Annotated in this window: 25 protein-coding genes; 19 read left to right on the top strand and 6 right to left on the bottom strand. The window is 62.3% G+C overall.

Going from position 1 to position 26,042, the window contains the following annotated elements:
• Positions 1–27: 27 nt before the first annotated feature.
• From LJ655_RS14640 to LJ655_RS14595, 10 genes are all read left to right on the top strand, one after another.
• A complete protein-coding gene (locus tag LJ655_RS14640; protein WP_230561970.1) occupies positions 28–846 on the top strand; it encodes an ABC transporter substrate-binding protein in 819 nt (272 codons plus the stop codon).
• A gap of 90 nt (positions 847–936) precedes the next feature.
• Positions 937–1,668, top strand: a complete 732-nt coding sequence (locus LJ655_RS14635; protein WP_230561969.1) for an amino acid ABC transporter permease — start codon at positions 937–939, stop codon at positions 1,666–1,668.
• On the top strand, positions 1,665–2,402 hold the full coding sequence (locus LJ655_RS14630; RefSeq protein WP_230561968.1) for an amino acid ABC transporter permease: 738 nt from the start codon (positions 1,665–1,667) through the stop codon (positions 2,400–2,402). Before LJ655_RS14635 ends, LJ655_RS14630 begins: the two co-directional genes overlap by 4 nt.
• Positions 2,403–2,567: 165 nt before the next feature.
• Positions 2,568–3,455 (top strand): TauD/TfdA dioxygenase family protein, encoded by an 888-nt coding sequence (locus tag LJ655_RS14625; RefSeq protein ID WP_230561967.1) that lies wholly within the window; start codon positions 2,568–2,570, stop codon positions 3,453–3,455.
• A 58-nt stretch (positions 3,456–3,513) separates the two neighbouring features.
• Positions 3,514–4,566 (top strand): ABC transporter substrate-binding protein, encoded by a 1,053-nt coding sequence (locus tag LJ655_RS14620; protein ID WP_230561966.1) that lies wholly within the window; start codon positions 3,514–3,516, stop codon positions 4,564–4,566.
• Between the two features lie 34 nt (positions 4,567–4,600).
• Positions 4,601–5,431 (top strand): ABC transporter ATP-binding protein, encoded by an 831-nt coding sequence (locus LJ655_RS14615; RefSeq protein WP_230561965.1) that lies wholly within the window; start codon positions 4,601–4,603, stop codon positions 5,429–5,431.
• Positions 5,428–6,306 (top strand): ABC transporter permease, encoded by an 879-nt coding sequence (locus LJ655_RS14610; RefSeq protein ID WP_230561964.1) that lies wholly within the window; start codon positions 5,428–5,430, stop codon positions 6,304–6,306. Before LJ655_RS14615 ends, LJ655_RS14610 begins: the two co-directional genes overlap by 4 nt.
• A 125-nt stretch (positions 6,307–6,431) precedes the next feature.
• Positions 6,432–7,838: a selenium-binding family protein gene (locus LJ655_RS14605; protein ID WP_230561963.1), complete on the top strand. Its 1,407-nt coding sequence runs from the start codon at positions 6,432–6,434 to the stop codon at positions 7,836–7,838.
• Complete coding sequence (locus tag LJ655_RS14600) at positions 7,835–8,518, top strand: hypothetical protein (protein WP_230561962.1); 684 nt, start codon at positions 7,835–7,837, stop codon at positions 8,516–8,518. Before LJ655_RS14605 ends, LJ655_RS14600 begins: the two co-directional genes overlap by 4 nt.
• A 73-nt stretch (positions 8,519–8,591) precedes the next feature.
• Positions 8,592–8,744 (top strand): DUF6496 domain-containing protein, encoded by a 153-nt coding sequence (locus tag LJ655_RS14595; protein WP_230561961.1) that lies wholly within the window; start codon positions 8,592–8,594, stop codon positions 8,742–8,744.
• Positions 8,745–8,786: 42 nt separating this feature from the next.
• Here the strand turns inward: LJ655_RS14595 and LJ655_RS14590 are convergent, their stop codons facing one another.
• The 3 genes from LJ655_RS14590 to LJ655_RS14580 form a co-directional block, all read right to left on the bottom strand.
• Positions 8,787–9,671, bottom strand: coding sequence for a DUF72 domain-containing protein (locus LJ655_RS14590; protein WP_230561960.1), 885 nt, complete (start codon positions 9,669–9,671; stop codon positions 8,787–8,789).
• A gap of 22 nt (positions 9,672–9,693) precedes the next feature.
• On the bottom strand, positions 9,694–9,927 hold the full coding sequence (locus tag LJ655_RS14585; RefSeq protein WP_230561959.1) for a DUF2795 domain-containing protein: 234 nt from the start codon (positions 9,925–9,927) through the stop codon (positions 9,694–9,696).
• 119 nt (positions 9,928–10,046) lie between these two features.
• Positions 10,047–10,547: a MarR family winged helix-turn-helix transcriptional regulator gene (locus LJ655_RS14580; protein WP_230561958.1), complete on the bottom strand. Its 501-nt coding sequence runs from the start codon at positions 10,545–10,547 to the stop codon at positions 10,047–10,049.
• 183 nt (positions 10,548–10,730) lie between these two features.
• Between LJ655_RS14580 and LJ655_RS14575 the strand changes: the two genes are divergently transcribed.
• The 4 genes from LJ655_RS14575 to LJ655_RS14560 all read left to right on the top strand — a co-directional run bounded on the left by LJ655_RS14575 (position 10,731) and on the right by LJ655_RS14560 (position 15,408).
• On the top strand, positions 10,731–11,846 hold the full coding sequence (locus LJ655_RS14575) for an aromatic ring-hydroxylating oxygenase subunit alpha (protein ID WP_230561957.1): 1,116 nt from the start codon (positions 10,731–10,733) through the stop codon (positions 11,844–11,846).
• A complete protein-coding gene (locus tag LJ655_RS14570; protein ID WP_230561956.1) occupies positions 11,843–12,808 on the top strand; it encodes a PDR/VanB family oxidoreductase in 966 nt (321 codons plus the stop codon). The genes LJ655_RS14575 and LJ655_RS14570 overlap by 4 nt, the downstream gene beginning before the upstream one ends.
• Before the next feature lie 298 nt (positions 12,809–13,106).
• On the top strand, positions 13,107–14,807 hold the full coding sequence (locus tag LJ655_RS14565; RefSeq protein WP_230561955.1) for a Na/Pi cotransporter family protein: 1,701 nt from the start codon (positions 13,107–13,109) through the stop codon (positions 14,805–14,807).
• A gap of 328 nt (positions 14,808–15,135) precedes the next feature.
• The gene (locus LJ655_RS14560) at positions 15,136–15,408 is read left to right on the top strand and encodes a hypothetical protein (protein ID WP_230561954.1); all 273 of its coding nucleotides are present in this window, start codon (positions 15,136–15,138) and stop codon (positions 15,406–15,408) included.
• A gap of 234 nt (positions 15,409–15,642) precedes the next feature.
• On the opposite strand, the gene LJ655_RS14555 is transcribed toward LJ655_RS14560, so the two are convergent.
• Positions 15,643–16,044, bottom strand: a complete 402-nt coding sequence (locus LJ655_RS14555; RefSeq protein WP_230561953.1) for a DUF3597 domain-containing protein — start codon at positions 16,042–16,044, stop codon at positions 15,643–15,645.
• A gap of 934 nt (positions 16,045–16,978) precedes the next feature.
• Here LJ655_RS14555 and LJ655_RS14550 point away from each other — a divergent pair.
• From LJ655_RS14550 to LJ655_RS14535, 4 genes are all read left to right on the top strand, one after another.
• Entirely contained in the window at positions 16,979–18,337 is a 1,359-nt protein-coding gene (locus LJ655_RS14550) for an MFS transporter (protein ID WP_230561952.1), read from the top strand.
• 71 nt (positions 18,338–18,408) lie between these two features.
• Entirely contained in the window at positions 18,409–19,434 is a 1,026-nt protein-coding gene (locus LJ655_RS14545) for an amidohydrolase family protein (RefSeq protein ID WP_230561951.1), read from the top strand.
• 2 nt (positions 19,435–19,436) lie between these two features.
• The gene (gene ligK / locus LJ655_RS14540) at positions 19,437–20,120 is read left to right on the top strand and encodes a 4-carboxy-4-hydroxy-2-oxoadipate aldolase/oxaloacetate decarboxylase (protein ID WP_230561950.1); all 684 of its coding nucleotides are present in this window, start codon (positions 19,437–19,439) and stop codon (positions 20,118–20,120) included.
• A gap of 5 nt (positions 20,121–20,125) precedes the next feature.
• Positions 20,126–20,842 carry a substrate-binding domain-containing protein gene (locus LJ655_RS14535; protein ID WP_230561949.1) on the top strand — a complete coding sequence of 239 codons (717 nt, stop codon included), beginning with the start codon at positions 20,126–20,128 and terminating at the stop codon, positions 20,840–20,842.
• Between the two features lie 38 nt (positions 20,843–20,880).
• Here the strand turns inward: LJ655_RS14535 and LJ655_RS14530 are convergent, their stop codons facing one another.
• Positions 20,881–21,897 carry an ATP-grasp fold amidoligase family protein gene (locus LJ655_RS14530; RefSeq protein WP_230561948.1) on the bottom strand — a complete coding sequence of 339 codons (1,017 nt, stop codon included), beginning with the start codon at positions 21,895–21,897 and terminating at the stop codon, positions 20,881–20,883.
• 57 nt (positions 21,898–21,954) lie between these two features.
• A complete protein-coding gene (locus tag LJ655_RS14525) occupies positions 21,955–22,887 on the bottom strand; it encodes a helix-turn-helix domain-containing protein (RefSeq protein ID WP_230561947.1) in 933 nt (310 codons plus the stop codon).
• Between the two features lie 807 nt (positions 22,888–23,694).
• Here LJ655_RS14525 and LJ655_RS14520 point away from each other — a divergent pair.
• Entirely contained in the window at positions 23,695–26,019 is a 2,325-nt protein-coding gene (locus LJ655_RS14520) for a polysaccharide biosynthesis tyrosine autokinase (RefSeq protein WP_230561946.1), read from the top strand.
• The last annotated feature ends 23 nt before the right edge of the window (positions 26,020–26,042 follow it).

The following is a 26,042-nucleotide window of genomic DNA, read 5'->3' as shown; positions in this document are numbered from 1 at the left end:
TAAAACATCCAAAACAAAGGCCTAACCATGCAGATCAAATTCGTTGGCGCTGCAGTCATGGGGTTGCTGCTTGCATGCTCCGGCGTCGCGCACGCAGATCGTCTCGACGACATCAAGAAGGCCGGCGTATTGCGCGTCGCCGCGTTCGACAGCAACGCGCCGTTCGGTTTCGTCGATGCGAAGACCAATCAGATCGTCGGCCTCGACGTCGACTATGCGCAGGCAGTTGCGAACAAGCTCGGCGTGAAGCTCGAAATCCAGCCGACCAATCCGGCAAACCGCATCGCGTTCCTGAAGTCGGGCAAGGTTGACCTCGTGTTCGCGAACTTCACGATCACCGACGAGCGCAAGAAAGAAGTCGATTTCAGCACTCCGTACTTCGCGTCGGGTACGCAGTTCATCGCGAAGAAGGGCGTGCTGAAGTCCCCGCAGCAACTGAACAGCCTGCGCGTGGGAGCCGACAAAGGCACGACAAACGAACAGCAGGTGCGCGCGCAATTCCCCAACGCGACGATCGTCGCCTACGACGACACCCCGTTCGCATTCGCCGCGCTGCGCGCCGGCAACGTGCAGGCGATCACCCAGGACGGCCCGAAGCTGGTCGCGCTGCTCGCGAACGTGCCCGACAAGGCGAACTACGAGATTTCGCCGTTCACGATCTCGAACGACTATGAGGGCGTCGGCGTGCCGAAGGGCGAGACGCGTTTGCTGAACGTCGTCGACGATACGCTGAAGGGCCTTGAAGCGGATGGCAGCGCCGCGAAGATCTACGACCACTGGTTCGGGCCGCAGAGCCGCGCGCCGTTGCCGCGTCTGTTCAAGATCGGCGATCCGCAGAAGAGTTGACGCTCAAATAGTCCGGAGAGCCGGCCTGCCGCGTGAAAGCGGCGGGCCGCTTTTCATTGGGCAACGAAAGCGCTTGAGCAGAAAGGCAGAATGAACGGCTGGCTGGAACCGAAGTACCTCGGATGGATCGCGCATGGCTTTCTGATGACGCTGGTGTTGTCGGCCTGCGCGGGCGCGGCGGCGACGCTTGCCGGCTTCGGGCTCGCACTCGCTCGCAATTCACGCACGGCCATGCTCGCGCGTGCGGCCGCGCTATACGTGCTGGCGTTTCGTAACTCGCCGTTGCTCGTGCAACTGCTGTTCTGGTATTTCGGCGCGGCGGCGCTATTGCCTCAGGCGTGGATGGAATGGCTCAATGCATCGCATACGGTTTCGTTGGGAGGTTGGACACTCGCCTGGCCGTCGTTCGAATTCGTCGCGGGCTGGATCGGGCTTACGTGCTATACGACCGCTTTTATCGGCGAGGAATTTCGCGCGGGCATGCGCGGCGTGAAGGACGCGCAACGCCAGGCCGCCGCGGCGCTGGGGCTGACGCCGCTTGCCGCATTCCGTTATGTGATTTTGCCGCAGGCGATTCGTATTGCGACGCCGCCGCTTGCGGGGCAGTACATGAACCTCGTGAAGAACTCGTCGCTGGCGATGACGATTGGGCTCGCGGAACTGTCGTACGTATCGCGTCAGGTCGATACCGAAACGTTCAAGACGTTTCAGGCGTTCGGTGCGGCGACCGTGCTGTATATCGCGATCATCGCGTTCATCGAAGCGGCATTGCTGGTGTGGAGGCGCAGCGGCGCTCGGGCGTGGGAAGGAGGGCATGGATGAGTGCCGTCGAATGGCTGCCGTCGTTGCGCTATCTGCTGCTCGGCACGTTTCCAGATGGTCCGCTCGACGGCGCTGCGCTGACCGTGGTGATGTCCGTCGTATCCGCGTTGCTATCGGCTGTCGTTGGTCTCGCGGGCGGGATTGCACTGTCGCTGACGCGCGGCGTCGTGCATCTCGCGCTAACCGCGGTGGTCGGCTTCTTTCGCGCGATCCCAGTGCTGATGCTGATCTTCTGGACCTTCTTCCTGATGCCGATGCTGTTGCACATCGACGTGCCGGGCCTCGCAACCGTGATCTGCGCGCTCGCGCTGATCGGCGGCGCGTATCTGTCGCATTCGGTGCAAGCGGGCATTGCGGCCGTCGGGGCGGGGCAGGCGCAAGCGGCGGCGTCGCTCAGCATGAGCCGCTGGCAGGCGCTGCGCTATGTGCTATTGCCGCAGGCGATCCGGATCATGATGCCGTCGTTCGTCAACCAGTGGGTCACGCTGATCAAGGACACTTCGCTGGCTTATATCGTCGGCGTCCCCGAGTTCACGTTTCTCGCGAATCAGGTCAATAATCGGCTGATGGTGTACCCGGCGCAGATTTTCCTGTTCGTCGGCGTGGTCTATCTGTTGTTGTGTTCGACGCTGCAGTATGGCGCGACCCGGCTGCTGAAGCGCCGCTTTCGTGCCAGCCATTGCGCGACGGGGGGCGGCGCGAAGATCAAGCGGCAGTTCCCGTTCGGCGTTTAGCGGCAATGGCGCGCTGCCCGCGACACGTTGCAGCGTCGGGTTTATCACTCCAGCAGATAACCGTATCGGATTTGCTTCGTTGGCATCGCGCGCGCGGGCCGGTACATTCGTCGCACTGACCGCGCCGTTAGGCGCCCGCCGAATGGTTTCGACGACGAGACGCCTGTGACCACTACCGCTGCTGCATTTGCCCCATCTCATCGATCATTCGAGATCCGCGCGTTCGACGCGCCGCTCGGCGCCGAAGTGCTCGGCCTCGATCTAGGCCAGCCACTCAGCGACGACGATTTCGCGCGAATTCACCGCGCGCATCTGGACCACCATGTCCTCGTCTTTCGCGATCAGCGCATCACGCCGGACCAGCAAATCGCGTTCAGCCGCCGCTTCGGCCCGCTGCAGATTCACGTGCTGCATCAGTTTGGCTTGCCGGGTTATCCCGAGGTGCTGGTGGTCTCGAACATCATCGAAAACGGCAAGCCTATCGGCCTCGGTGACGCCGGTCACTACTGGCACTCCGATCTCTCGTACAAGGACAAGCCGAGCCTCGGCTCCCTGCTGCACGCCCGGGAGCTGCCTGCCGAGGGCGGCGATACGCTGTTCGCGAACATGCATCTGGCGTGGGATACCTTGCCCGCGCACTTGCGCAGCGCAGTGGAAGGACGCAGCGCAGAACACACGTACCTGGCCAAATACGCGGAGTTGCAGAAGCGCAGCCCGTGGCGGCCGAATCTGTCGGCCGAGCAGATCGCGCAGGTGAAGCCGGTCGTGCATCCGATCGTGCGCACGCATCCGGAGACGGGACGCAAGGCGCTGTTCGTCAGCGAGCATTTCACCACGCGCGTGATCGGTTTGCCGGAAGACGAGAGCCAGGCCTTACTCGACGAACTGTTCGCGCACAGCGTGCGGCCCGAGCATCTGTACCGGCATCGATGGGCCGCGCACGACATGGTGTTCTGGGACAACCGCTCGTTGATGCATCTCGCCGCCGGCACGCCCGATTATCTGCGCCGCAAGCTGTATCGCACGACGATCGAGGGCGACGCGCCGTTCTGAGCGCGACGTTTTCAACCACCCCGACACCCATTACATCCGCACGCTGACTGGAGTTTCAATGCTGAGCCGATTTCGTCCGACCGCCCCACAGGCGTTGTTCGTCCGCCGTTTCGCGGCATTACTGCTGAGTCTGTCGATGGGCGCCGCGGGCCTCGGCGTCTCCACTGCCGCCCATGCAGAGGGCCAGATTCGCGTCGCCGAGCAGTTCGGTATCGTGTATCTGCTGCTGAACGTGGCGCGCGATCAGCACTTCATCGAAAGCGAGGGGCGCAAAGAGGGGCTCGACATCAAGGTCGATTGGGTCAAGCTGTCGGGCGGCGCGGCGGTCAACGATGCGTTGCTGTCGGGCGCCGTCGATATCGCCGGCGCGGGTGTCGGCCCGCTGCTGACGATCTGGGATCGCACCCACGGCAAGCAGAACGTCAAGGGCGTCGCGTCGCTCGGCAATCTGCCGTACTACCTCGTCAGCAACAACCCCGACGTGAAGACGATCGCGGACTTCACGCCGAAAGACCGCATCGCGCTGCCGGCGGTCAACGTGTCGGTGCAGTCGCGCGTGTTGCAATACGCGGCGGCGAAGCGCTGGGGCGACAAGGAATACGACCGGCTCGACAAGCTCACGCAGGCGTTGCCGCATCCGGACGCGGCCGCGGCGATCATCGCGGGGCACACTGAAATCACCGGGCATTTCGGCAATCCGCCGTTCCAGGAGCAGGAACTGGCCGGCAATCCGAAAGCGCATATCGTGCTCAACTCGTACGACGTGCTCGGCGGACCAAGTTCTGCGACGGTCCTCTATGCGACGGAAAAATTCCGTCACGACAACCCGAAGACGTATCGCGCGTTCGTCGATGCGCTCGCCGATGCAGCGAAATTCATCAATGCGAATCCGCAGGGCGCGGCCGACATCTACATCCGCACCAATCAGTCGAAGATCGATCGCGACCTGCTCCTGAAGATCATCACGAACCCGCAGGTGCAGTTCAAGATCGTGCCGCAGAACACGTTCGGGCTCGCGCAGTTCATGTATCGCGTCGGTGCGATCAGGAACGAACCGTCGTCGTGGAAGGACTACTTCTTCGACGATCCGGCAACGGCGGCGGGGAGCTGAACATGACGCAAGCCGACTCACAGGGAGCGCTTTGATGGTGGCCAATCCCACGCTTCTGTTTCCGCATGACGCCGCACGAACCGCCCCGGCAACCAGCGGCAAACTGCTCGCGGTCGAAAACGTGAACCTCGAATACCACACGCGCGAGCGGATCGTGCGCGCGACCCACGACGTGAGCTTCGACGTCTACGGCGGCGACCGCTTCGTGTTGCTCGGGCCGTCCGGATGCGGCAAGTCGACGCTGCTCAAAGCGGTGGCTGGCTTCATCGAGCCGAGTGCGGGCAGCATTTCGCTCGACGGCCAGCGCGTGCGCGGACCCGGCGCCGACCGCATCGTCGTGTTTCAGGAGTTCGATCAGTTGCCGCCGTGGAAGACGGTCGTGCAGAACGTGGCGTTTCCGCTGCGCGTCGCGAAGAAGCTTTCGAAGTCGCAAGCTCACGAACGTGCGCTGCATTACCTCGAGAAGGTCGGGCTCACGGCGTTCGCGAATGCGTATCCTCACGCGCTGTCGGGCGGCATGAAGCAGCGCGTGGCGATTGCTCGCGCGCTCGCGATGCAGCCGCGCGTGCTGCTGATGGACGAACCGTTTGCGGCGCTCGACGCGCTGACGCGCCGCAAGATGCAGGAAGAGCTGCTGCGGCTGTGGGAAGAAGTGAAGTTCACGCTGCTGTTCGTCACGCATTCGATCGAGGAGGCGCTCGTGGTCGGCAACCGGATTCTGCTGCTTTCACCGCATCCGGGCCGCGTGCGCGCGGAGCTGAACAGTCATCAATATTCGCTGGACAGTTTGGGGCGGGCCGACTTTCAGCGCAGCGTCGCGCGGATTCATCGCCTGCTGTTCGAAGAAAAGGAGGCCGCGCAATGAGTGCCCCCGCCACGTTGCTGCCGCCGGTTCGCGACGAATACGAACGTCCGCTCGAAGCTCCCGGCGAACTCGCGAGCGCGGCCCCGTTGCCGACGGCGAGGCGCATCTTCGCGCACAGCTGGGTGAGCAAGACGCTGATCGCTTTCGCACTGATCGCCGCGTGGGAAATCGCCGCGCGCCTGATCAGCAACGATCTGCTGCTGCCGACCTTCGGCGCGACATTGAGCGCCTTCGTGCAAGGCGTGTGGTCCGGCGAATTGCTCGCGAAGACGGCGGTATCGATGTCCGTGCTGCTGCGCGGCTATCTGCTCGGCGCCGCGTTTGCGTTCGTGCTGACATCGCTCGCGGTGTCGACGCGTGTGGGCCGCGATCTGCTGTCGATGCTGACCGCTATGTTCAACCCGCTGCCGTCCATCGCCTTGCTGCCGCTCGCGTTGCTGTGGTTCGGGCTCGGCACCGGCAGCCTGTTGTTCGTGCTCGTGCATGCGGTGCTGTGGCCGCTCGCGCTCAATACCTATTCGGGTTTTCAGTCGGTGCCCGCGACGCTGAAAATGACCGGACGCAACTATGGTCTGAGCGGCCTGCGTCATGTGTTGTTGATCCTCGTGCCGGCGGCATTGCCGTCGATACTGGCCGGGCTGCGTGTGGGCTGGGCGTTTGCGTGGCGCACGCTGATCGCCGCGGAGCTCGTGTTCGGCGCGAGCTCGGGCAGCGGCGGACTCGGCTGGTACATCTTCCAGAACCGCAACGAGCTGTATACGGACCGCGTGTTCGCGGGGCTCGCCGCCGTGATCGTGATCGGTCTGCTGGTCGAGCATCTCGTGTTCGATACGCTCGAACGGGTCACGGTGCGGCGCTGGGGCGTGCAGCAGTAAGGGGCAAATCTCCGGTTGCTTCCGTCGCTGCCATAAACTACAAATTTAAGGTTAAGCCTCGGCTCGATCGTTGGCGGGCCGGGCTTCCATCTAGAACCGTTCAGAACGACACGGAGACTGCCGTCATGGGAATGCGCCCCGATCCTACCTTTCACGCATCGCCGAAACTCGCGATGGATGCGCCGGCGGAGGAATACGCGTACACGGTGCTGCTGAGTCCGGATTTCTCGCAGCCCGACGCGCTTGCCGTGATCGACGTGAAGCCCGGTTCGCCGACCTATAGCCAGGTGGTCCACACGGTGCCGGTGCCGAACAAGGGCGACGAATTCCATCATTTCGGCTGGAACGCGTGTTCGTCCGCGCTATCGCCGTTGACGGGCCATGCGTTTCTGGAGCGGCGCTATCTGATCATTCCCGGCATGCGGTCCTCGCGTATCTACATCGTCGATACGAAGCCGCATCCCACCCAGGCGAAGATTCACAAGATCATCGAGCCGGAGGAAATCTTCCGCAAGACCGGCTATTCGCGTCCGCACACCGTGCATTGCGGACCGGAAGGCATCTACGTGAGCACGCTCGGCGGCGGAGGCAAGGACGGCACCGATGGGCCTCCCGGCATTTTCATCATCGACTGCGAGACATTCGAGGTGCTGGGCCGCTGGGAGATCGAACGCGGCGCGCAGGAAAAGCATTACGACTTCTGGTGGAATCTGCCGCGCGATTACATGGTGTCGACAGAATGGGCGCTGCCGCCGCAATTCGAAAACGGCATTGTGCCCGAAGACCTGCTCGCGAACAAATATGGCCACCGCGTGCACTTCTGGGATCTGCGCGCAAGACGCAATGTGCAGACGCTCGACCTCGGCGCCAATCATCAGATGGCGCTCGAAGTGCGGCCGGCGCACGATCCGAGCCGGGAATACGGCTTTATCGGCGTGGTGGTCGATACGACCAATCTGGAAGGGTCGATCTGGACATGGTGGCGCGAAGACGGGCGGTTCCACATCGAAAAGACCGCGACCATCCCGCCGGAACCAGCGCCCGCCGACGAATTGCCGCCCCTGCTGCAAGGTTTCGGCGCAGTGCCGCCGCTCGTCACCGACATCGATCTGTCGATCGACGATAAATTCCTCTACGTCTCCTGCTGGGGCACCGGCGAGATGCGCCAGTACGACGTGACAGAGCCGCGCAAGCCGAAGCTGACGGGCTCGGTGCGTATCGGTGGTATCGAACGGTGCACGCCGCATCCAAACGGCAAGGCTTTCACCGGCGGTCCGCAGATGGTCGAGATCAGCCGCGACGGCAAGCGTGTCTACTGGACCAACTCGCTCTATTCGACGTGGGACGACCAGTTCTACCCGGATGGTGTGCCCGGCGTGCAAGTCATGGCGTACGCCGATCCGAACGGCGGCCTCAAGCTCGCCGAAGACTACTTCGTCGAGTTTCCCGCGGGCTATCGCGCGCACCAGATCCGCCTCGAGGGCGGCGACTGCTCGACCGATTCGTTCTGCTATCCCTCGGCGGGCGTTTGAGCGGCGCGGTGTCGCCGCAAGCGGTACTGTGGCTGGCCGTTCTCGCGAGCGGTGTGTATCACGGGCTCAATCCGGCAATGGGTTGGCCGCTCGCGGTGTCGAACGCGCTGATGCAGCGACGCGCGCAAGCGCTGCTCGTGGCGCTTCTGTATCTCGCGGCCGGGCACGCGCTCGCCATCCTGCTGATGATGCTGCCGTTCGCGATGCTCACGAGCGTGCTCGCATGGCAGCGTCAAATCCAGATCAGCGCGAGCCTGCTCGTGATCGGCTTCGGCCTGATGTTGCTGATGCGCCGGCGTCATCCGCGCGTGCTCGCGAGAATTCCGCCGTCGCGGCTCGCACTGTGGTCGTTTGCGGTGGCGATCGCGCACGGCGCCGGCCTGATGCTGGTGCCGATCTACCTCGGCCTGTGCCGCGCCGGCGCAGTGGACAGCGCCCACAAAGCCGCACAAACGCTGATCGAAACCAGTCTGCGCATGGCGCTATCGGTCTCCGCGGTGCACGCGGCTGCGATGACGATGGCCGGAGGCGTGCTCGCGTGGCTCGTTTATCGCTACCTGGGGCTCAGGTTCGTGTCGCGCAGCTGGTTCAATCTCGATACGGTATGGGCGTCGAGTCTGATTCTGGTGGGGGGCGTGTCGCTGGCCTTGAATGCGGCGGCAGCGGGTATTTCCGGGTGAGGCCGACAGGAGTGAAGATTGGCGGGCACGCCGTGTGCTGTCCATCTTCGGCACAGTAAACCAGGAGAAGATCATGCCGCTGAAGAAAGGTACCTCGCGCGAGACCGTGTCGCACAACATCAAGACCGAATCGAAGCATGGCAAGCCGCACAAGCAGGCCGTAGCTATCGCTCTGAATCGGGCGCGCAAGTCAGGCGCGAAGATTCCGAAGAAGAGCGAGAAATAGCGGTAAGCACTCAGGACAACGCCGCGCCGGCGCGTGGGGCACTCAAAGGTTGAGGTCTTTCATCAGTCTCTGCGCGTCGAAGGGCGCCCGCGCTTTCACATCGTTGTCGAAGTAACAGTAGACGTCTCGCGCGCCTCGTCGAGACGGGGCGAGTAGCGGCGCGATCAATCGCGCGTCGTCCGGCTGCGAGCCGTGGCGCCACGCATCGATTCGCTCGGCCCATCGCCGCAACGCCTCGTCCGGATACGAACCGGAATATTTGGCTTCGCTGCCGTGCAGGCGGATATAGACGAAGTCGGCCGTCAGATCTTCGGCGACGGGCCACGGCTCGGTGGAATCGGACACGACGAGCGCGACGCCGTATTGACGAAGCAAGCTCACGAACGCGGGATCGACAAAGCTCGCGTGGCGCACTTCGACCGCGTGCCGCAACTGCCGCTTACGATCGATCTCGACGTAAGGCGTCCTGACTCGCTCATCGTGTTGCTTCGCGAGCGCCAATGCGTCCGCAGTGTCGCGCGGCAACAGCTTCAGAAAACGCTCCATCGCCGTGGGCTCGAAGCGGAACGACGGCGGAAATTGCCACAGGATCGGACCGAGCTTTTCATTGAGGCCAAGGAGCCCTTGCGCGAAAAAGTTCGCGATGCCGACGCGCGCGCTTGCGTCGCGAAACCGCAGCATATGGGTCAGATAACGCGCGCCTTTGATGCCGAACACGAAGCCGTCAGGCGTTTGCGCGTGCCAACCGCGCCAGCTATCGAGGGATTGAAGGCTGTAATGCGTACCGTTGATTTCGATCGTGTCGAACAGCGCCGACGCGTACTGTAGTTCCGCCGCATGTTTGAGATCCGCGGGGTAAAAGTTGCCACGCCATCCTTGATAGCGCCAACCGGAAATGCCGATCAGTACGTTGCCGCTTTGTTTCATTCGCGCGTCGAGTCCCGCAGCGTCACTGAATACGCGCGACTTCCTTCGCGACCGCGGCCGGGCTGTCGAAATTGCGGTCCGGCAGACGGTCGACCAGATCGACGATGTCGGTGTTCGCGTGGTTCTTGCGCGCCTGCTCGACGAGCTTTTCGCGCGTGGTCGGGTAATTCACGCCACTGAGGGCTTTTTCGATGTCGGCAGGATTCGGTTGACCGGGGTGGCGATGATCCTGCGAATGGGCGGGATGCTGTGACATGGTTCCTCCTGGAATGAGGGCGTCAAGAGTGCGCGCCTACTGTCCGTGCCGCATATGTCGTGCCGCGGCCGGCGCAAATCCGGTCGACCTGAAGGGCGCGCTCGGACCGTCACGCCGCGCTAGTCCGGTTTCGCATCGTCGCTCGCACTGCGCAGCGGCGCGCGGCTCTGGTCGTTATTCAGATGAACGAACTTTCTTAGCAGCCTCAGTAGCTCGTGCGCATCTTCTTCTCCCATGCCGTCGAGCAGGCCGTGATTGAGCGCGTTGACGCCGGGGATCAATTCATCGAGCAACTGTTCTCCGGCCGGCGTCAGCAATAAACGACGCTGACGGCGCGGCAGAACTTCGCGCACGATCCAGCCTTTCGCTTCGAGCCGCACCGCGATATCGGCGGTGGTCGAAGTGTCGAGGCCGACCCGCTGCGCAAGCGTGACCTGGTCGAGGCCGGGCAATTCCTGCAGCATTCTGAGCACCGCATATTGCACCGGCGTCACCTCGCGTCCGACCAGATCATGAAACATGGATACGGAAATCTGATGCGCGCGTCGGATCAGATGACCAGGCTGGTCGTACAGATCGATGCCGATCGCGGAAATGCTGGTATCGGTTGAAGTGGCCATATATGTTCTGAAAGCAGCGCGCTTTTTCGCTGCGAATGGAAACGACGAAACGGCTTTCCTGTTATCTGATTGAAAGTAAGGCTAGGGGAAAACCTTCATTTAATCATTAAAGGCACATTGAGTACACTGAATCTCAATGAGTGCACGGAATGAAAAGCCCGAATAACAAGGAGTGAGACTGACATGTTCCCAAAGAATGCGTGGTACGTCGCATGTATGCCGGATGAAGTCGCGGACAAGCCGCTCGGCCGGCAGATCTGCGGCGAGCCGATGGTTTTCTATCGCAACGCGCAAGGCGCCGTGGTGGCGCTCGAAGACTTCTGCCCGCATCGCGGCGCGCCGTTGTCTCTCGGTTTCGTGCGCGACGGCACGCTCGTGTGCGGCTATCACGGCCTCGAAATGGGCTGTCAGGGCAAGGCGACCGGCATGCCGGGCCAACGCGTCAACGGCTTTCCGTCGATTCGCAGCTACCCGGTCATCGAGCGCTACGGTTTCGTCTGGGTGTGGCCCGGCGATGCGGCGCAGGCCGATGCCGCCAAACTGCATCATCTGGAGTGGGCGGAGAGTGCCGAGTGGGCTTATGGCGGGGGGCTTTATCACATCCGCTGCGATTACCGGCTGATGATCGACAACCTGATGGATCTGACGCACGAGACCTACGTGCACGCGAACAGCATCGGGCAAAAGGAAATCGACGAAGCTGCGCCGAAAACCGTGAGCGAGGGCGATACCGTGCGCACGAGCCGTTTCATGGAAAATGTCGCCGCGCCACCGTTCTGGAAAATGGCCTTGGGCGGTAATGGCCTCGCCGACGACGTGCCCGTCGACCGTTGGCAGATCTGTCACTTCACGCCGCCGAGTCATGTGCTGATCGAGGTCGGCGTCGCGCATGCCGGGCACGGCGGTTATCACGCGCCGGCGGACAGGAAGGCGTCGTCGATCGTGGTGGACTTCATCACGCCGGAAACGGAAACGTCGATCTGGTATTTCTGGGGCATGGCACGCAATTTCCGTCCCGACGATGCCGCGCTGACCGCCAGCATCCGCGAAGGACAGGGCAAGATCTTCAGCGAAGATCTGGAGATGCTCGAACGTCAGCAGCAGAACCTGTTGCGCTGGCCCGAGCGCAATCTGCTGAAGCTCAATATTGATGCGGGTGGGGTGATGTCGCGTCGCGTGATCGATCGGCTCGTCGCGCAGGAACGCGCGCAGACCGGTGCGCCCGGGGCTGACGCGCCCCGGGCTGACGCGCCCCGGGCGGAAGTGACGCGCGTCATTCCTGTGCGGACGGCGCCATGAATCATCGCGTGCTGAATGTGGTGGTTGCGCGCCGGCGCGACGAAGCGCTGGGTATCGCGAGCCTCGAGCTCGCAAGCGAAAACGGTCAACCGTTGCCCGCCTTCGATGCCGGTTCGCATGTCGAGGTGCACTTGCCCAATGGGCTCGTGCGGCAGTACTCCTTGTGCAATGATCCGCGCGAAACGCATCGCTATCTGATCGCGGTGCTGCGCGAGGAAGCGGGACGCGGCGGATCGAAAGCGGTGCATGATCTGGTCCGCGAAGGCGACCGTCTGCAGATCAGCGCGCCGCGCAATCATTTCGCGCTCGCTGAAGATGCAGCACATCATCTGCTGCTTGCTGGCGGTATCGGCGTTACGCCGATTCTTTGCATGGCCGAGCGGCTTGCCGCCACGGGCGCGTCGTTCGACATGCACTATTGCACGCGTTCGAAGGAACGCACGGCGTTCGTCGAGCGTCTTGCGCAGGCTGGTTTTGCGAAGTCGGTCCAGCTTCATCACGATGACGATTCGGGCGCCTCGACGTTCGATATCGAGCAGGCGCTGAGCCAGGCGCCGGCCGGTACGCATCTCTATGTATGCGGTCCGCGCGGCTTCATGGACTTCGTGCTCGGAACCGCCCGCGCGAGGGGCTGGCCCGAAGACAGGCTGCACTACGAGTTCTTCGGCGCCCCCGCGAATCAGGCGGCGACGGGCGGCAGCTTCCAGGTGCGCATCGCGACGAGCGGCGCAACGATCGACGTGCCGCCGGAATGCACTGTCGTACAGGCGCTGGCCGCGCATGGCGTCGAGGTCATCACGTCGTGCGAGCAGGGCGTGTGCGGCACCTGTCTGACGCGGGTGCTGTCCGGCGAGCCGGATCACCGGGATTCGTATCTGACCGAGGAGGAGCGCGCGGCGAACGATCAGTTCCTCCCGTGCTGCTCGCGCGCGAAATCGCCGCTCCTGGTGCTCGATCTGTAATTTTGTGTGGTACGACGGGCGCGCGGCGCATCGATCGCGATGCCGGCGTTGACCGCAATCAACTCCTGCACCGGTGCCGCCGCGAGTTGCTGATCGCCGGGGCGAAGCGCACCCGCTGCGGCCGTCCGATTCACCCCCAGTCCCTTGCCTGAGAGTCATCTTCCTCTTACCCTAGCGTTAGCTTCAGGTATCTGTCCAGGACGCAGTGCAACCGGCTGCCGGTCCCGTCATCGATCCGGGGCGCGGGGACGTCCTTAGTTCCTGCGTCCGTTTGCGCGATCATCAAAGGCACATCAAGATGACTGATTATCTGGCTGACGCCGATTCCGTGCGGTTGAACCTCGTGGGGATCTTCGCACTGTTGATCGGCGGCCTCGCGCTGTTTCTTCTCGGGCTGGAGTTCTTGACCGGCGGCCTGAAGGCGATCGCGGGATCGAGACTTCAGTCACTGATCGGCGTCCTGACCGCGAACCGGTTTCGCGGCGTGATGGCGGGTGCCGTCGTGACCGCGCTCCTCAACTCGTCGACCATCACGACTGTGCTGATGGTCGGCTTCGTGTCCGCCGGCCTGATGACGCTGACCCAGGCGGTGCCGATGGTCATGGGCGCGAACATCGGCTCGACGATCACCGCACAGATCATCGCGTTCGACGTGTCGCGTCTGACGCCATACATGCTGGCCGTCGGCTTCGTGCTGCACGCCTTCGGCCCGCGCGAGCGGCTGCAACAGATCGGCCGCGTCGTGTTGGGGCTCGGGCTGCTGTTCATGGGCATCCAGCTGATGGGCGAGTCCACGCATCCGCTGCGCACGTACCGGCCGTTCATCGACGCGATGCAGGACATGCGCAATCCGTTCTTCGGCATCATCGTTGGGGCCGTCTTCACCGCGATCGTGCAAAGCTCGGCGGCGACGCTCGCGGTCGTGATCGCGTTGAGCGGACAGGGCTTGATGCCGCTCGAAGCCGCCATCACGCTGATTCTCGGTGCGAATGTCGGCACCGTCGGCACGGCATTGCTTGCCTCGATCGGCAAGACACCGGAGGCCGTGCAGGTCGGCGTCGTGCATCTGATATTCAATGTGCTCGGCGTCGCGATTGCGCTCTTCCTCATTCCGCAGATGGCGCAGTTCGTGCGCTGGATATCGCCGTCGCATCCGGAACTCGAAGGCCTCGCGCGGCTCGCGGCCGAGGCGCCGCGCCAGGTCGCGAATGTGCATACGCTCTTCAGCGTCGCGAACACGCTCTTGCTGATCTGGTTTACCGGTCCAATCGCGCGACTCGCGCAACTGGTCGTGCCAAAGCGCGCGAAGGCCGCCAAACCCGCGGGCGATCCGCGGTATCTCGACGAGTCGTCGTTGACGGTGCCCTCGCTTGCGCTGCAACGCGTGCGCATCGAGCTGACCCGGCTCGGCGCACAGGTGCTGCACGTCGTGCAACGCGGCTCGCAGATAATGGCGACCGGCACCATGGAAGAGATCAATCACCTGCTCGATCAGGACAAGGAAACCGACCGCCTCGCCTTCGAGATTCTTCAATATATCGGTCGCTTGTCGCTCGTGGAGCACTCGGCCGACGAAGGTCGGCAGATGGTCGGCTACACGCAGGTCACGAGCCATCTGGAGAGCATCAGCGGCATTGTCGGCACGACATTGATGATGGTCGGGCAGCAGCGAATGACGCAGCCGATCAATTTGCTGCGCCTGCGCGATGTGGCGACCACGGAGTTTTCGGAGGCCGTGATCCGCAATCTCGAGCAGGCAATCCGTACGATCGAGGCGCCCGATCCGGGAATGGTCGCGAAGGTCGTCGACGCGAAACCCAGCATCGACAGGCTCGCCGCGACCACGCGTCAGGTCGTGCTTGCGAAGCTTCAGCTCGCGGACAAGACTGACGTAGTCACATTCCGGATCGCCATGGATCTGATCGAGCAGGGGCGGCAGATCGCTCACTTTGCGCGAGCCATTGCGAAAATCGGGGCAGCGCTTCAAGAAGGTCAATAGCGCGCGACCGCCGATTGCCGGTCGATCTATTCGCGCGGAACTGAGCGCCAGCACACGGACGTTCATATCCCACGAGCGATAAGCTTCTCATGTGTCATCGTCATGACACGCTTACGAAGAGTGGGATTTGCCCGCTTTTGCTGCGCGGGCTTTTTTCGTTTCGCGCGAGTTGTGGTATCAGTAACAAAGCAGTCGTGGAAAGTTGATCGTGTGGTGCCCCACAGTGGCTTGCACAACAAGTAACGCCGGAGACGTTTTCACACACGTCGTGTCCGGAATTTGATAGCCTGTGTCGTAGCAGAGCCTTGAACTCAAGGAGGGCTTCACCATGATGAGGTGGCTTGCCAACTGGGCTTCACAACATGCTCCCACCCCCGAGAAACAGGCCGAGCGTGCGCTGAACAACTTGCGCATGGAACTGTTTCAGGCCGAACAACTCGTGCTCGACGCACAGTCGCGTGCCGACTACTACCGGGCTCGCCTGACCTTTCTCGAAGAAGTCACGAGAAAAGGAATCGAACAGGTATCGGACGAGCGCAAGGATCCGCAAGGGTCTCCCCAGCCGCTTCGGCCGGGACTCAAGCTCACCGCGGCGCAATAGCCGCGCTACTCCCTTGCAATGTGTGCCGTTACCCGCATTCGATATGCGGGTTGGCTTCGATCGTCCTGGCGTGCCCGCGTGCAATGCGCGTTCTTGCCGGTCGATTGCGCGTGCAATGTTTGCCGCGCGTAGAACGTGGAAGGTTCGGGGCGCCCGGTTGGTCGTACCGACCGGGCAACCGCGTCCGGATCACGGACTCTTATCGCGTATTGCGAAATGCGTAATTCGTGCTGCTTAACTTGCCAGATCGGGCGGCAGCTTGCCGCCGTTCGCCGCGAGCGCCTGCATGACCTGCTTGTGCAGCCAGACGTTCATGCTCGCGGAGTCGTTCATGTCCCCGCTGTATTTCAATTCCTGCGCAAGTTGCTTGCGGTGTTCGAGACTGCTGTCGACGCCGAGCGCTTTCATCGTGTCGACGATCGACGTGCGCCAGTTCAGCTTCTGTCCGCTTTCGCTGACGAGTTGATCCATCACGGCGGCAACGTCGACGTCGGTCAGCGGTGCGGGCGCGGCGGGAGCGTTAGGTGTCGCGGCTTGGGCGGCGGCCGGGTCAGGGGTCGGTTCCGCCGTGGGGGGAGGTTGGTCCGGCTTCGCTTTGCCGAACAGCTTGTGCACGATGTCACCGAAAATACTCATTTGCAAAATCTCCGCGGTTCAATGACGAATGCGAGCAGGGCGCTCGCAGGACTTGCCTTCGTTATGCTACCCGTCTGACGCGGTGAAAACGTAATAATTTGTCAGCGCGTGGTCATTCGGGGTGCTCACGGTCGAATGACACACTGTGACTTGCCGAATCAGAAGTGGGTCTGCAATCCGATCCAAAACGATTGCGGGTAGCGTCGGGTTCACGCCACGACATTGCAGCGGCCGCGATTGACGTCCCTTTCTTCTCCATGCAAGGCAGCGAACGGATGGCGCAATTCTCTGTGCAATGGGAATAGAAGCAGTACTTTGCGCAGGTTCTCCTCAACATCACTTCACGACGTGGTCCAGGAATCGTCATTACCTCACGGTGCATTTCAATCTCTTTCTCTTCGCATCCAAATAATTTATCGCGTCCTTGTGGGAAAAAGACACGCGTCACTCAACGTGGCCGCGTAATGCACACCACAAGCGCACGCACGGGTCGCCCAATCGAGCGCGAAACCGAAGTCATTCCGCTTTTTCGTTTGGCCCCTTCATTCGCGGGAGAAATAGCAAAGGTAGCGCGGTGCATCCCCGCCGATCGGCAAAAGCGGAGGGCCTCTCGGCCGTTCTATGCGACTTCGTTCCCGAGACATCTGTTTCGTTTATGACGGTGTACAAAAGGCAGCATTCTGGAAGCCCGGTTTCAGAGGCGACAGGCGGGGGCCGAGTACTTATCCGGCAAGGCTTTGGGCGAAACGCCCGACTTCGCCGGCGCTATGCGGGAACGGCGAAAACCCAGATACGCGCGACGACCCTATGGTTAACCCGCGCTTTGGCGCGCGAATCGCAAAACGTACCGTCACGCCAGTTGTTTGAGGCAGGCGTGTGGGGGCATCGCCATGATGCGCGCGATGAGACCAGTGAAGGAGACAGGAGAGTTTTGATGACGGGCACGACCAGCGGTAACAGGATTGATATCAAGGCGTTCATCGACGAACGGCCGATTTCGCTCTACCAGTGGTTACTGGTAGCGCTATGTTTTCTGATCGTGACGGCCGACGGCATGGACGTCGCGATCATGGGTTTCGTCGCGCCGTCGATCATTCACGATTGGGCGATCTCGCGTCCCGCTTTCGGCCTCGTGATGAGCGCGGCGCCGATCGGCCTCGTGATCGGTGCATTGTTCGCGGGCCCGGCGTCGGACCGCATCGGCCGCAAGTGGGTGCTGATTACGTCGGTGTTTCTGTTCGGCGTGTTCACGATCGCGACCGCGTTCACGCAATCCCCGATGCAGATGGCAACGCTGCGTCTGCTGACCGGTATCGGCCTTGGCGCCGCGATGCCGAACACGACGACGCTGCTCTCCGAGTACGCACCGCAACGCAAGCGCGCATTGCTGATTACGGTGATGTTCACCGGCTTCAATCTCGGCTCGGCATTGATCGGCTTCGCGGCTGGCTGGCTGATTCCGGTTCATGGCTGGCGCGCCGTGCTGATTTTCGGCGGCGCGCTGCCGCTCGTGCTGATCCCGTTCCAGATCTGGCTGCTGCCTGAGTCGGCCCGCCTGCTCGCGGTGCGTGGCGCGCCGTCGCAGCGTATCGGCAAGGTCCTTGGCCGGGCGTGCGGCGCGCGCTTTGCGGGCAATGAAACGTTCGTGTCGAACGAACCGCCGCTGCCGACCCGCAAGCCGATCGGCGTACTGTTCTCGCAAGGTTATGGCTCGATGACGATTGCGCTGTGGGTCACGTATTTCATGGGCCTGCTCGTGATCTATCTGCTGACCGGCTGGCTGCCGACGCTGATGAAGGATGCCGGTCTGTCGGTCTCGACCGCGGCCAACGTCACGGCAATGTTCCAGATCGGCGGCACGATCGGCGCGATCCTGGTCGGCTGGATCATGGACAAGTCGCGGCCCGCGCCGGTCATCAGCGCCGCATATGTCGGTGGCGCGCTGTGCGTGCTCGCGCTCGGCTATATCGGGGCGCTGTCGTCGTCGCTCGCCTTGCTCGTGTTTGCCGCCGGCTTCTGCATGAGCGGTGCGCAAACCGGTCTGAACGCATTTGCACCCGGTCGTTACCCGACCGTTGCGCGTGCGACCGGTGTGAGCTGGATGCTCGGCATGGGGCGCTTCGGCAGCATCTTCGGCTCGGCGATCGGCGGCGCGCTGCTGGGTCTCGGCTGGCAATTCGGCGCGATCCTGGCGATGCTCGCGATCCCCGCTACCTTGGCGGCGATCGCCATCCTGGCGAGCCAACGCGTCGGCGGCGGCGAACCGGCAGCGCAGCCGAATACCGCGCATTGACACTTGCGGGAGTGCGGCACGCGAGCATTGCGCCCGCGCCGCTGGTCAAATTCATCTACTGAGGAATCACGGTGATCATCGACATTCACGGCCACTACACCACCGCCCCCAAAGCGTTGGAGACGTGGCGCAACCGCCAGATCGCGGGCATCACGAATCCGACCGGGATGCCGAAGGTGTCGGAATTGCAGATCAGCGACGACGAGTTGCGCGAGTCGATCGAAAGCAACCAGTTGCGACTGATGCGCGAGCGCGGCCTCGATCTGACGATCTTCAGCCCGCGCGCGAGTTTTATGGCGCACCACATCGGCGACTTCGAAATCTCGAGCACGTGGGCCGCGATCTGCAACGAACTGTGCTTTCGCGTGAGCCGGCTCTTTCCCGAGAACTTCGTGCCGGCCGCGATGCTGCCGCAAAGCCCGGGTGTCGATACGGCCACCTGTATTCCTGAACTCGTCAAATGCGTCGAGCAGTACGGTAACGTCGCGATCAACCTGAATCCCGATCCGTCGGGCGGCTACTGGACCAGCCCGCCACTGTCCGACCGCTACTGGTACCCGATCTACGAGAAGATGGTCGAGTACGACATTCCCGCAATGATTCACGTGAGCACGAGCTGCAATGCGTGCTTTCACACCACCGGTTCGCACTACCTGAACGCGGACACCACCGCGTTCATGCAATGCCTGACCTCGGACCTGTTCCGCGATTTCCCGACGCTGCGGTTCGTGATCCCGCACGGCGGCGGCGCGGTGCCGTATCACTGGGGACGCTTCCGCGGTCTCGCGCAGGAGCTGAAAAAGCCCTTGCTGAAGGACCATCTGCTGAACAACGTGTTCTTCGACACCTGTGTCTATCATCAGCCGGGTATCGATCTGCTCACGCGCGTGATTCCCGTGGATAACATCCTGTTCGCGAGCGAGATGATCGGCGCGGTGCGCGGCATCGATCCGGAGACCGGGCACTATTTCGACGACACGAAGCGCTATGTCGAGGCGGCGCACGTCGACGCAGACGAGCGTCACAAGATCTATGAAGGCAACGCGCGGCGCGTTTATCCGCGTCTCGATGCGTTGCTGAAAGCGAAGGGGCTGTAATCATGTATGAAATTGGAGTGGTCTACCGCAACATCCAGCGCGCGGATGCGGACGTGGCCGCCAAACTCGGCGCGTTCGGCTCGGCCACCGCGCATGAGGCCATGGGCCGCACAGGGCTGCTGCAACCTTATATGCGCCCGATCTACACCGGTGCGCGCGCGAGCGGCACGGCCGTCACGGTGCTGCTGCAGCCGGGCGACAACTGGATGCTGCACGTCGCGGCCGAACAGATCCGGCCCGGCGATGTCGTCGTCGCGGGCGTCACCGCGCCGAGCACCGACGGTTATTTCGGCGATCTGCTGGCCACCAGCTTCAAGGCGCGCGGCGCGCATGCGTTGATCATCGACGCGGGCGTGCGCGACGTCAGCGTGCTGACCGAAATGAACTTCCCTGTCTGGAGCAAGGCGATTTCCGCGAAGGGCTGTGTCAAGGCGACGCTCGGCTCGGTGAACATTCCGGTCGTGTGCGCGGGCGCGCTGGTCACGCCGGGCGACGTCGTGGTCGCCGATGACGATGGCGTGGTCGTCGTGCCGGCGGCCGCCGCGCAAGCGATCCTCGACAAGGCCGCGGCGCGCGAGGCCCACGAAGCCGAGAAGCGCGCGAAACTCGCCTCCGGCGTGCTCGGTCTCGACATGTACAACATGCGCGGGCCGCTCGAGCAGGCCGGCCTGCGTTACAAGGACTGACCCGCGTGACCGCAATGATCAACGGTCAAACCACGCGTGCGCCAATCGCCGGCATTTCCTCGATGGCCACGCGCCAGGTGCTGGCCGAACTCGCCGCATCGTTCGAGCGCCGCACAGGACAGTCGGTCGCGATCGAATCGGTCGGCGGCGTCGATGCGGCCCGCCGGGTCGAGGATGGCGAAGTATTCGATACCGTCATCCTCGCCGCCGACGCGATCGAGCGGCTCGTGGCGGCAGGCTGCGCCGATGCGGCGAGCCGCGTCGCGCTGGCGCGCTCGGGCATCGCGGTTGCGGTCGCGGCCGGAGCAACTCACCCTGACATCGCAACCGAAGCGGCGCTGCGCAACGCAGTACTCGGCGCGCGCAGCATCGGTTACTCGACGGGACCGAGCGGCACGTATCTGCTGAAGCTGTTCGAACGCTGGGGCATTGCCGGTCAGATCGCTTCGCGTATCGTGAAGGCGCCGCCAGGTGTGCCGGTTGGCACGCTCGTTGCACGTGGAGAAGTCGCGCTGGGTTTCCAGCAGATGAGTGAGTTGATTCATGTGCCGGGTATCGACCTGCTCGGCGAGCTTCCGGGCCCCGTCCAATTCACCACGACTTTCACTGCTGCGATCTGTACGCTGGCGCGCCAGCGCGAAGCGGCGCAGGCGTGGCTGGCATTTCTGGCCTCGCGCGAGGCCGACGGCGCAAAGCTGCAAAACGGCATGTCGCCGGCCTGAAGGCCGGCCGCATCCAACCGCCAGGAACGCGAGCGCGTTCAAGCCATGAGCTTGCCCCACTCGAAATCGATACTGTCCGGCGTGAAGGGCAGCACGCCCGCGCCGGGCGTAAATGTCAGTTCGCCGAAATAAACGAGATTGTCTGGCGCATACAGGTCGACCCGCACGTAGTCAAAGTCTTCGCATAGCCGGGCCGCGACATCCAGCACGGCCTGCAGATGCCGCGGGCGCGGAGCAGGCGCTGGGCTGCGCTTGTAGTCGCCGATCTCGATGTCGAGGTGATTCCAGTCGATGTCGTACACGTCACCGTGCGTCGCGTCACCGAACCGATCCGAGATCACGAGGATGTAGATGATCGGCCGCCCGGGCCGGCCGCCGAAGCAGTGCAGCTTGAAATCCGCCGGAATCCGGCCGCGTTGGTCCAACAGTAGTTGCTCGAAAAAAATGCGCGGCTCGATCATCTCATAGTGCCGCTCGCGGGCAACGCAATAGAAGTCGGTGTGCAGCCATCGGTCGGCGAGCTTCTTGAGCTTTTCGAACGAGGTTTCCGACTTGTTCGTCACCACTTCGACGAAGCTGCTGCCATGATTGGCTTTCATCACGAAAGCATCGGGCAATGCATCGAACACATCGGGCGTGAACGAATCGGGCGCTGCGATCAGCGGTATCAAATGCTTGTCGCCGATTTTCCGCGCGATATATTCGCGCACCAGCAGCTTGTCGCTCAGGCGGATATAGCGAGGATCGGGGTGAAGATTGCGTTGCAGGATCTTCTCGTTGAACGTCACAGGATGAATCAGACGCGGATAGCGGCCAATGCATTTGTGATGTAACAGGCTTAGGAAAAGGGCGTCAGGCAATAGCGTCTTCGCCGCTTCCTTGATCTTTCTTACGGTAGTCGGCGATTGCGCGGGCGACGAATGTGCGCCCGTGTGAAGCGCGGGCCGCTCCGCGAGCGAAGCCACCGCGGTGTCGCCGGTATGTACGGAAGTCTCGCTTTCCGGGGCGAGAGCCGCGTTCCGCGCATTCATTCCGGCGGATTTGATGATCGGCATGTTCTGATCCCGTGACGGTCGAGTCGATAGTCGTCTTCCGAGTAAGGGGAATCGGAATCAAAGCGACAGCGGCGCCTGCCGCAACATCTCCGTCGCGGCGCTCCAGCTTTCCTCCGGTGTCAGCCAGCGTTCATCCACGTCCGCGTGCTGTTGCGCGCGGAATTGCGTCGGGGACATCCCATAGCGTTCCTTGAATAGCCGCCCAAGCCGGTTGCCGTCGCCCATTCCGCAGCGGCGCGCAATCTTGTCGACCGGTAAATCGGTGTTCTTCAGCATCGAACGGACGATCTCGAAGCGCGTGCGCAGCAGATATTCGAGCGGCGTCATGCCGAACTCGCACTTGAAGCGGCGCTGGAAATTGCGCTTGCTCATGGCCACCGATTCGGCGGCCTGCGCAACCGAAATGGCCTTGCTGTAGTTTTCCTTGATCCAGCGCGCCGATTCTCGAATCTTCTCGGTCGTCGTCGTGATGTTGACGTCATCGAGCTCCGAGTGCTTTTTCTCGGCGTAGCCGGTCTGCAGTATGCGGCCGATCTTGCGGGCCGTGTCGGTATTGATATCGCGCTCGATCTGCGCGAGCGCGAGATCAATGGGCGTCACGTTGCTGTGCGTACGCGCGGCATCGCCGCTGTCATCGAACAGGAACATCGGCACGATCGATTGCAGCGGGTCGTTGCAGACGACGGCGAGGTTCGCCCCCTGCTGCATGCCGAACGACGCGATCGATCCTTGCAGCGAGATCCACGACAGGAAATGGTCATTCGATTCCGCTACTTCGGTGACGTCGCGGCAGGCAACGAAGAACGCGTGGAAATCGGCGAGACAGTATCGTTCGAGGCCTTGGGTCCAGATCGATATGCCGGAGGAGCTGGTCACGAGACCACCGCCGTCGGATACGACGGTAAACCGGTATTGCGCCTCCTCGCCAGCCGCTCTCTTGAACTCATTGGCAAGCCGGAACGCGTCGCCTATCGCGCCGGTGCTTGCCATCGAACAATCCTGAAAAACGAATAGACCAATGTGCTTCATCACGCGAGTTTCTCCAGACGGGAAAATCCACGAATTGAGATTAGCGCATCGAATTGGGAGAGACGAGCTTGGCTGGCATGCGCGGGTGTTTTGGCGTAATTATCCGGATCGCAGAAATTCTTACCGTGCTATTCGTTAGGATGCCTGTTATTAATTAATCTTCCACGGAATTTTTTTCCCGCTCAATTAGCGCGATTCTTGCAAGCGAATCGTCGGACGATCTGCAGGATGCGCCGCGCGGTGCGGCCGCGGCGCGATATGAGGAATAACCATGGCATTCTTCGCACGTAAACCATGCAATTCCGGTTCTGTCGCGATGTACCGCGCCCGCCGTATAGTTCTGTTACAGCAATTGCAGATGGCAACAAGCCTTTCCAGCGTGTGTTTCATTTGTAAAAGGCTCCACATTATCGGCCAATAGCACGCTACTTTGGGCCGTGCGCGAATGCCTCGATCCTTTGCGGACTATGCTTCAGCGCAACATCGAGAGAGAAATTGTCAATCGCGGATTCGTGAATGGCGGGCTACGCATTCCCTGATTCGTGAGAAGAACAATCGGCATTGCCGCGGCGGATAAGCAATAAGTTTGTAACCTCCCGTAGTTCGGGAGGTCCCGAAAACGGCTCCCCGACCTAACCCGACACAGCACGTCGCTTCGCCGTGCTGCCAGCCAATTCAGGGCTCATCCGGCCGGCGGCATTGATGACGATATGGCGACGCAAAGCGATCTTCGATCGTTTTGTTCATCAACCTGCAAGGATCAGACCGGTGGACCACTATCCGCAAAACTCGCTCTATCCCGCTATTGATTCCGAGCGCAGACAGCTTAGCGCCAGCGGGATGCTGACGCTGATGCGTGACCACATCTGGGAGATCGTGGTGACGACGGTCGTCGTCCTCACGCTGGCTGTCGCGTATCTGTTGATCGCCACCCCGATCTATTCCGCCGACGTAGTCGTTCGCGTGGATCCGCCCGAGCCGAATGCGCTCGGCCTCGCGTTGCAGAACCAGGAACTGATGTCGCCGCCAGCGCCGTCGCCGGTCACCGAAATGGCGGTCATGGAGAGCCGTGCGGTCTTGCAGCCGGTCATCGATCAATTCCGTTTCGACATATCGGTCAAGCCGCACAAGCTTCCCGTGCTCGGCGACATCGCCGAAAAATTCGCGACGCCGGGTGAGCCCGCCGCGCCGTGGCTGGGGCTGAAATCGTTTGCATGGGGTGGCGAGCGTCTGCAGATCGCCGCGCTCGACGTGCCGCGCGAACTCGAGGAGGAGAAGCTGACGTTGACCGCGCTCGAGAACGGCGCCTACGAATTGCACGGTCCGTCCGGCGAGTTGCTCGTGAGTGGCGTGGTGGGCACGCCGGTCAATCAGAACGGGGTAGCGATGCTCGTCAAGGAACTCGATGCGCGGCCGGGCACGAAATTCGAGGTGATTCGCTGGAACGAGCTGGATGCGATCAAGCGCTTCTCCGGTCTCGTCAAGATCGGCGACAAGGTGAAGGACTCCGGGCTCCTGCAAATCCAGTATCGCGACAAGAGCCCGGATAAAGCCGCAGCCGTCGCCAACGCATTGGGGCAGCAATACCTCGCATCGGCGGTGGCAAGCCGGCAAGCGAACGATACGCAGACGCTCGCATTCATCAACGGCGAGCTGCCGCGCCTACTCGCCGATCTGCGAAAAGCCGAGGAAGCGCTGAAGAATTTCCGTTCGAACTCGCAGTCGATGCAGCCGACCAACGAGGCGCAAGCCTATTTGCAGGGCGGCCTCGATCTCGACAAGCAGATCGCGACGCTGCAATTGCAGCGCACGCAGTTGCTCGAGCGCTATACCGAACAGAGCCGCTGGGTGCAGAACGTCGACGAGCAACTGACACAGTTGAAAGAAGCGAAGGCGAAATTCTCGGACCATTTCGGCGATATGCCCGCGTCGGAGCGCGCGAGCGTCGATCTGATCCGCGCTCAAAAGGTAGCGGAAACGGTCTATCTCGGCATGGTGCAGAAGGCCGAGCAATTGCAGGTGCGCCGTGCCAGCACAACTGGCGGAGCGCACATTCTCGATAAGGCAATCAGACCGCACACGCCGGTCGCGCCCAAGCCGATTCTCGTGCTCGGAGGCGGATTGGTACTCGGTATCGTATCCGGAGTCGTGTTGGTATTCATGCGCCGCCACGTGATGACCGGCGTGACGGACCCACGCTACGTCGAGCGTCAGATGAGCGTGCCGGTGTTCGGCGAGGTTCTGTTCAGCCATCAGCAACTGCTGCTTGATCGCGATGCGATCAGCGCGGGGCGCAAGTCGCTGCCGGCAGTGGCGGGGCGTGCCCATCCCCCGATGCAAAAGAGCCTGCACGACATTCAATTCGAGCGCCGCGACCAGAACAGGATTCTCGCCGCGCGCTTTCCGCACGACACCTCGGTTGAAGCGCTGCGCAGCGTGCGGACCGCCGTCACGCGCGATCTCGCGCATGCGCGCAACAACATCGTGATGATCATCGGGCCCACGCCGTCCGCCGGCAAGAGCTTCGTCGCCGCGAATCTGGCGATCCTGCACGCGGAGATCGGTTCGCGCGTGGTACTGATCGATGCCGACATGCGGCGCGGTCATCTCGCGTCGCTATTCAACGAGAGCAATCGCGGCGGTCTTTCGGAAGTACTGTCGGAACGGTTGCCGCTGCGCAATGCCTTGCGCTCGACCGGTATCGAAGGATTGACTTTCCTGTCGTGCGGCGTGCGCCCCGAGAACCCCGCAGCGCTACTCATGAAGCCGCGCCTCAAAGAGGTGCTCGATCGGCTATCGGACCAGTTCGATCTGGTGATCATCGATACGCCGCCGTTCCTCGCCGTCACCGACGCGTCGATCATCGCGAACGAGGCGGGGGCGTCCCTGCTCGTATTGCGCTCGGGCATGCAAAGCGAGGATGAAATCGCCGACGCGATCAGAAAGATGGAGCGGGCGGAAGGGCGCATCGCAGGTGCGGTGTTCAACGGCATTCCGCTGCGCCGAAGCACGAAGAATTACGGCTACGAAACGAACTATGCGAGCGACTTCGGCGAGACCGACGTTGCGCCGCGCGCGCCGCATGGTGCCTGAGCGCGCAGATATTTCGACGGGGT

It is taken from the genome of Paraburkholderia translucens, assembly GCF_020881035.1.
Lineage (GTDB): Bacteria > Pseudomonadota > Gammaproteobacteria > Burkholderiales > Burkholderiaceae > Paraburkholderia > Paraburkholderia translucens.
This window is presented reverse-complemented; position numbering and strand designations above follow the sequence as displayed.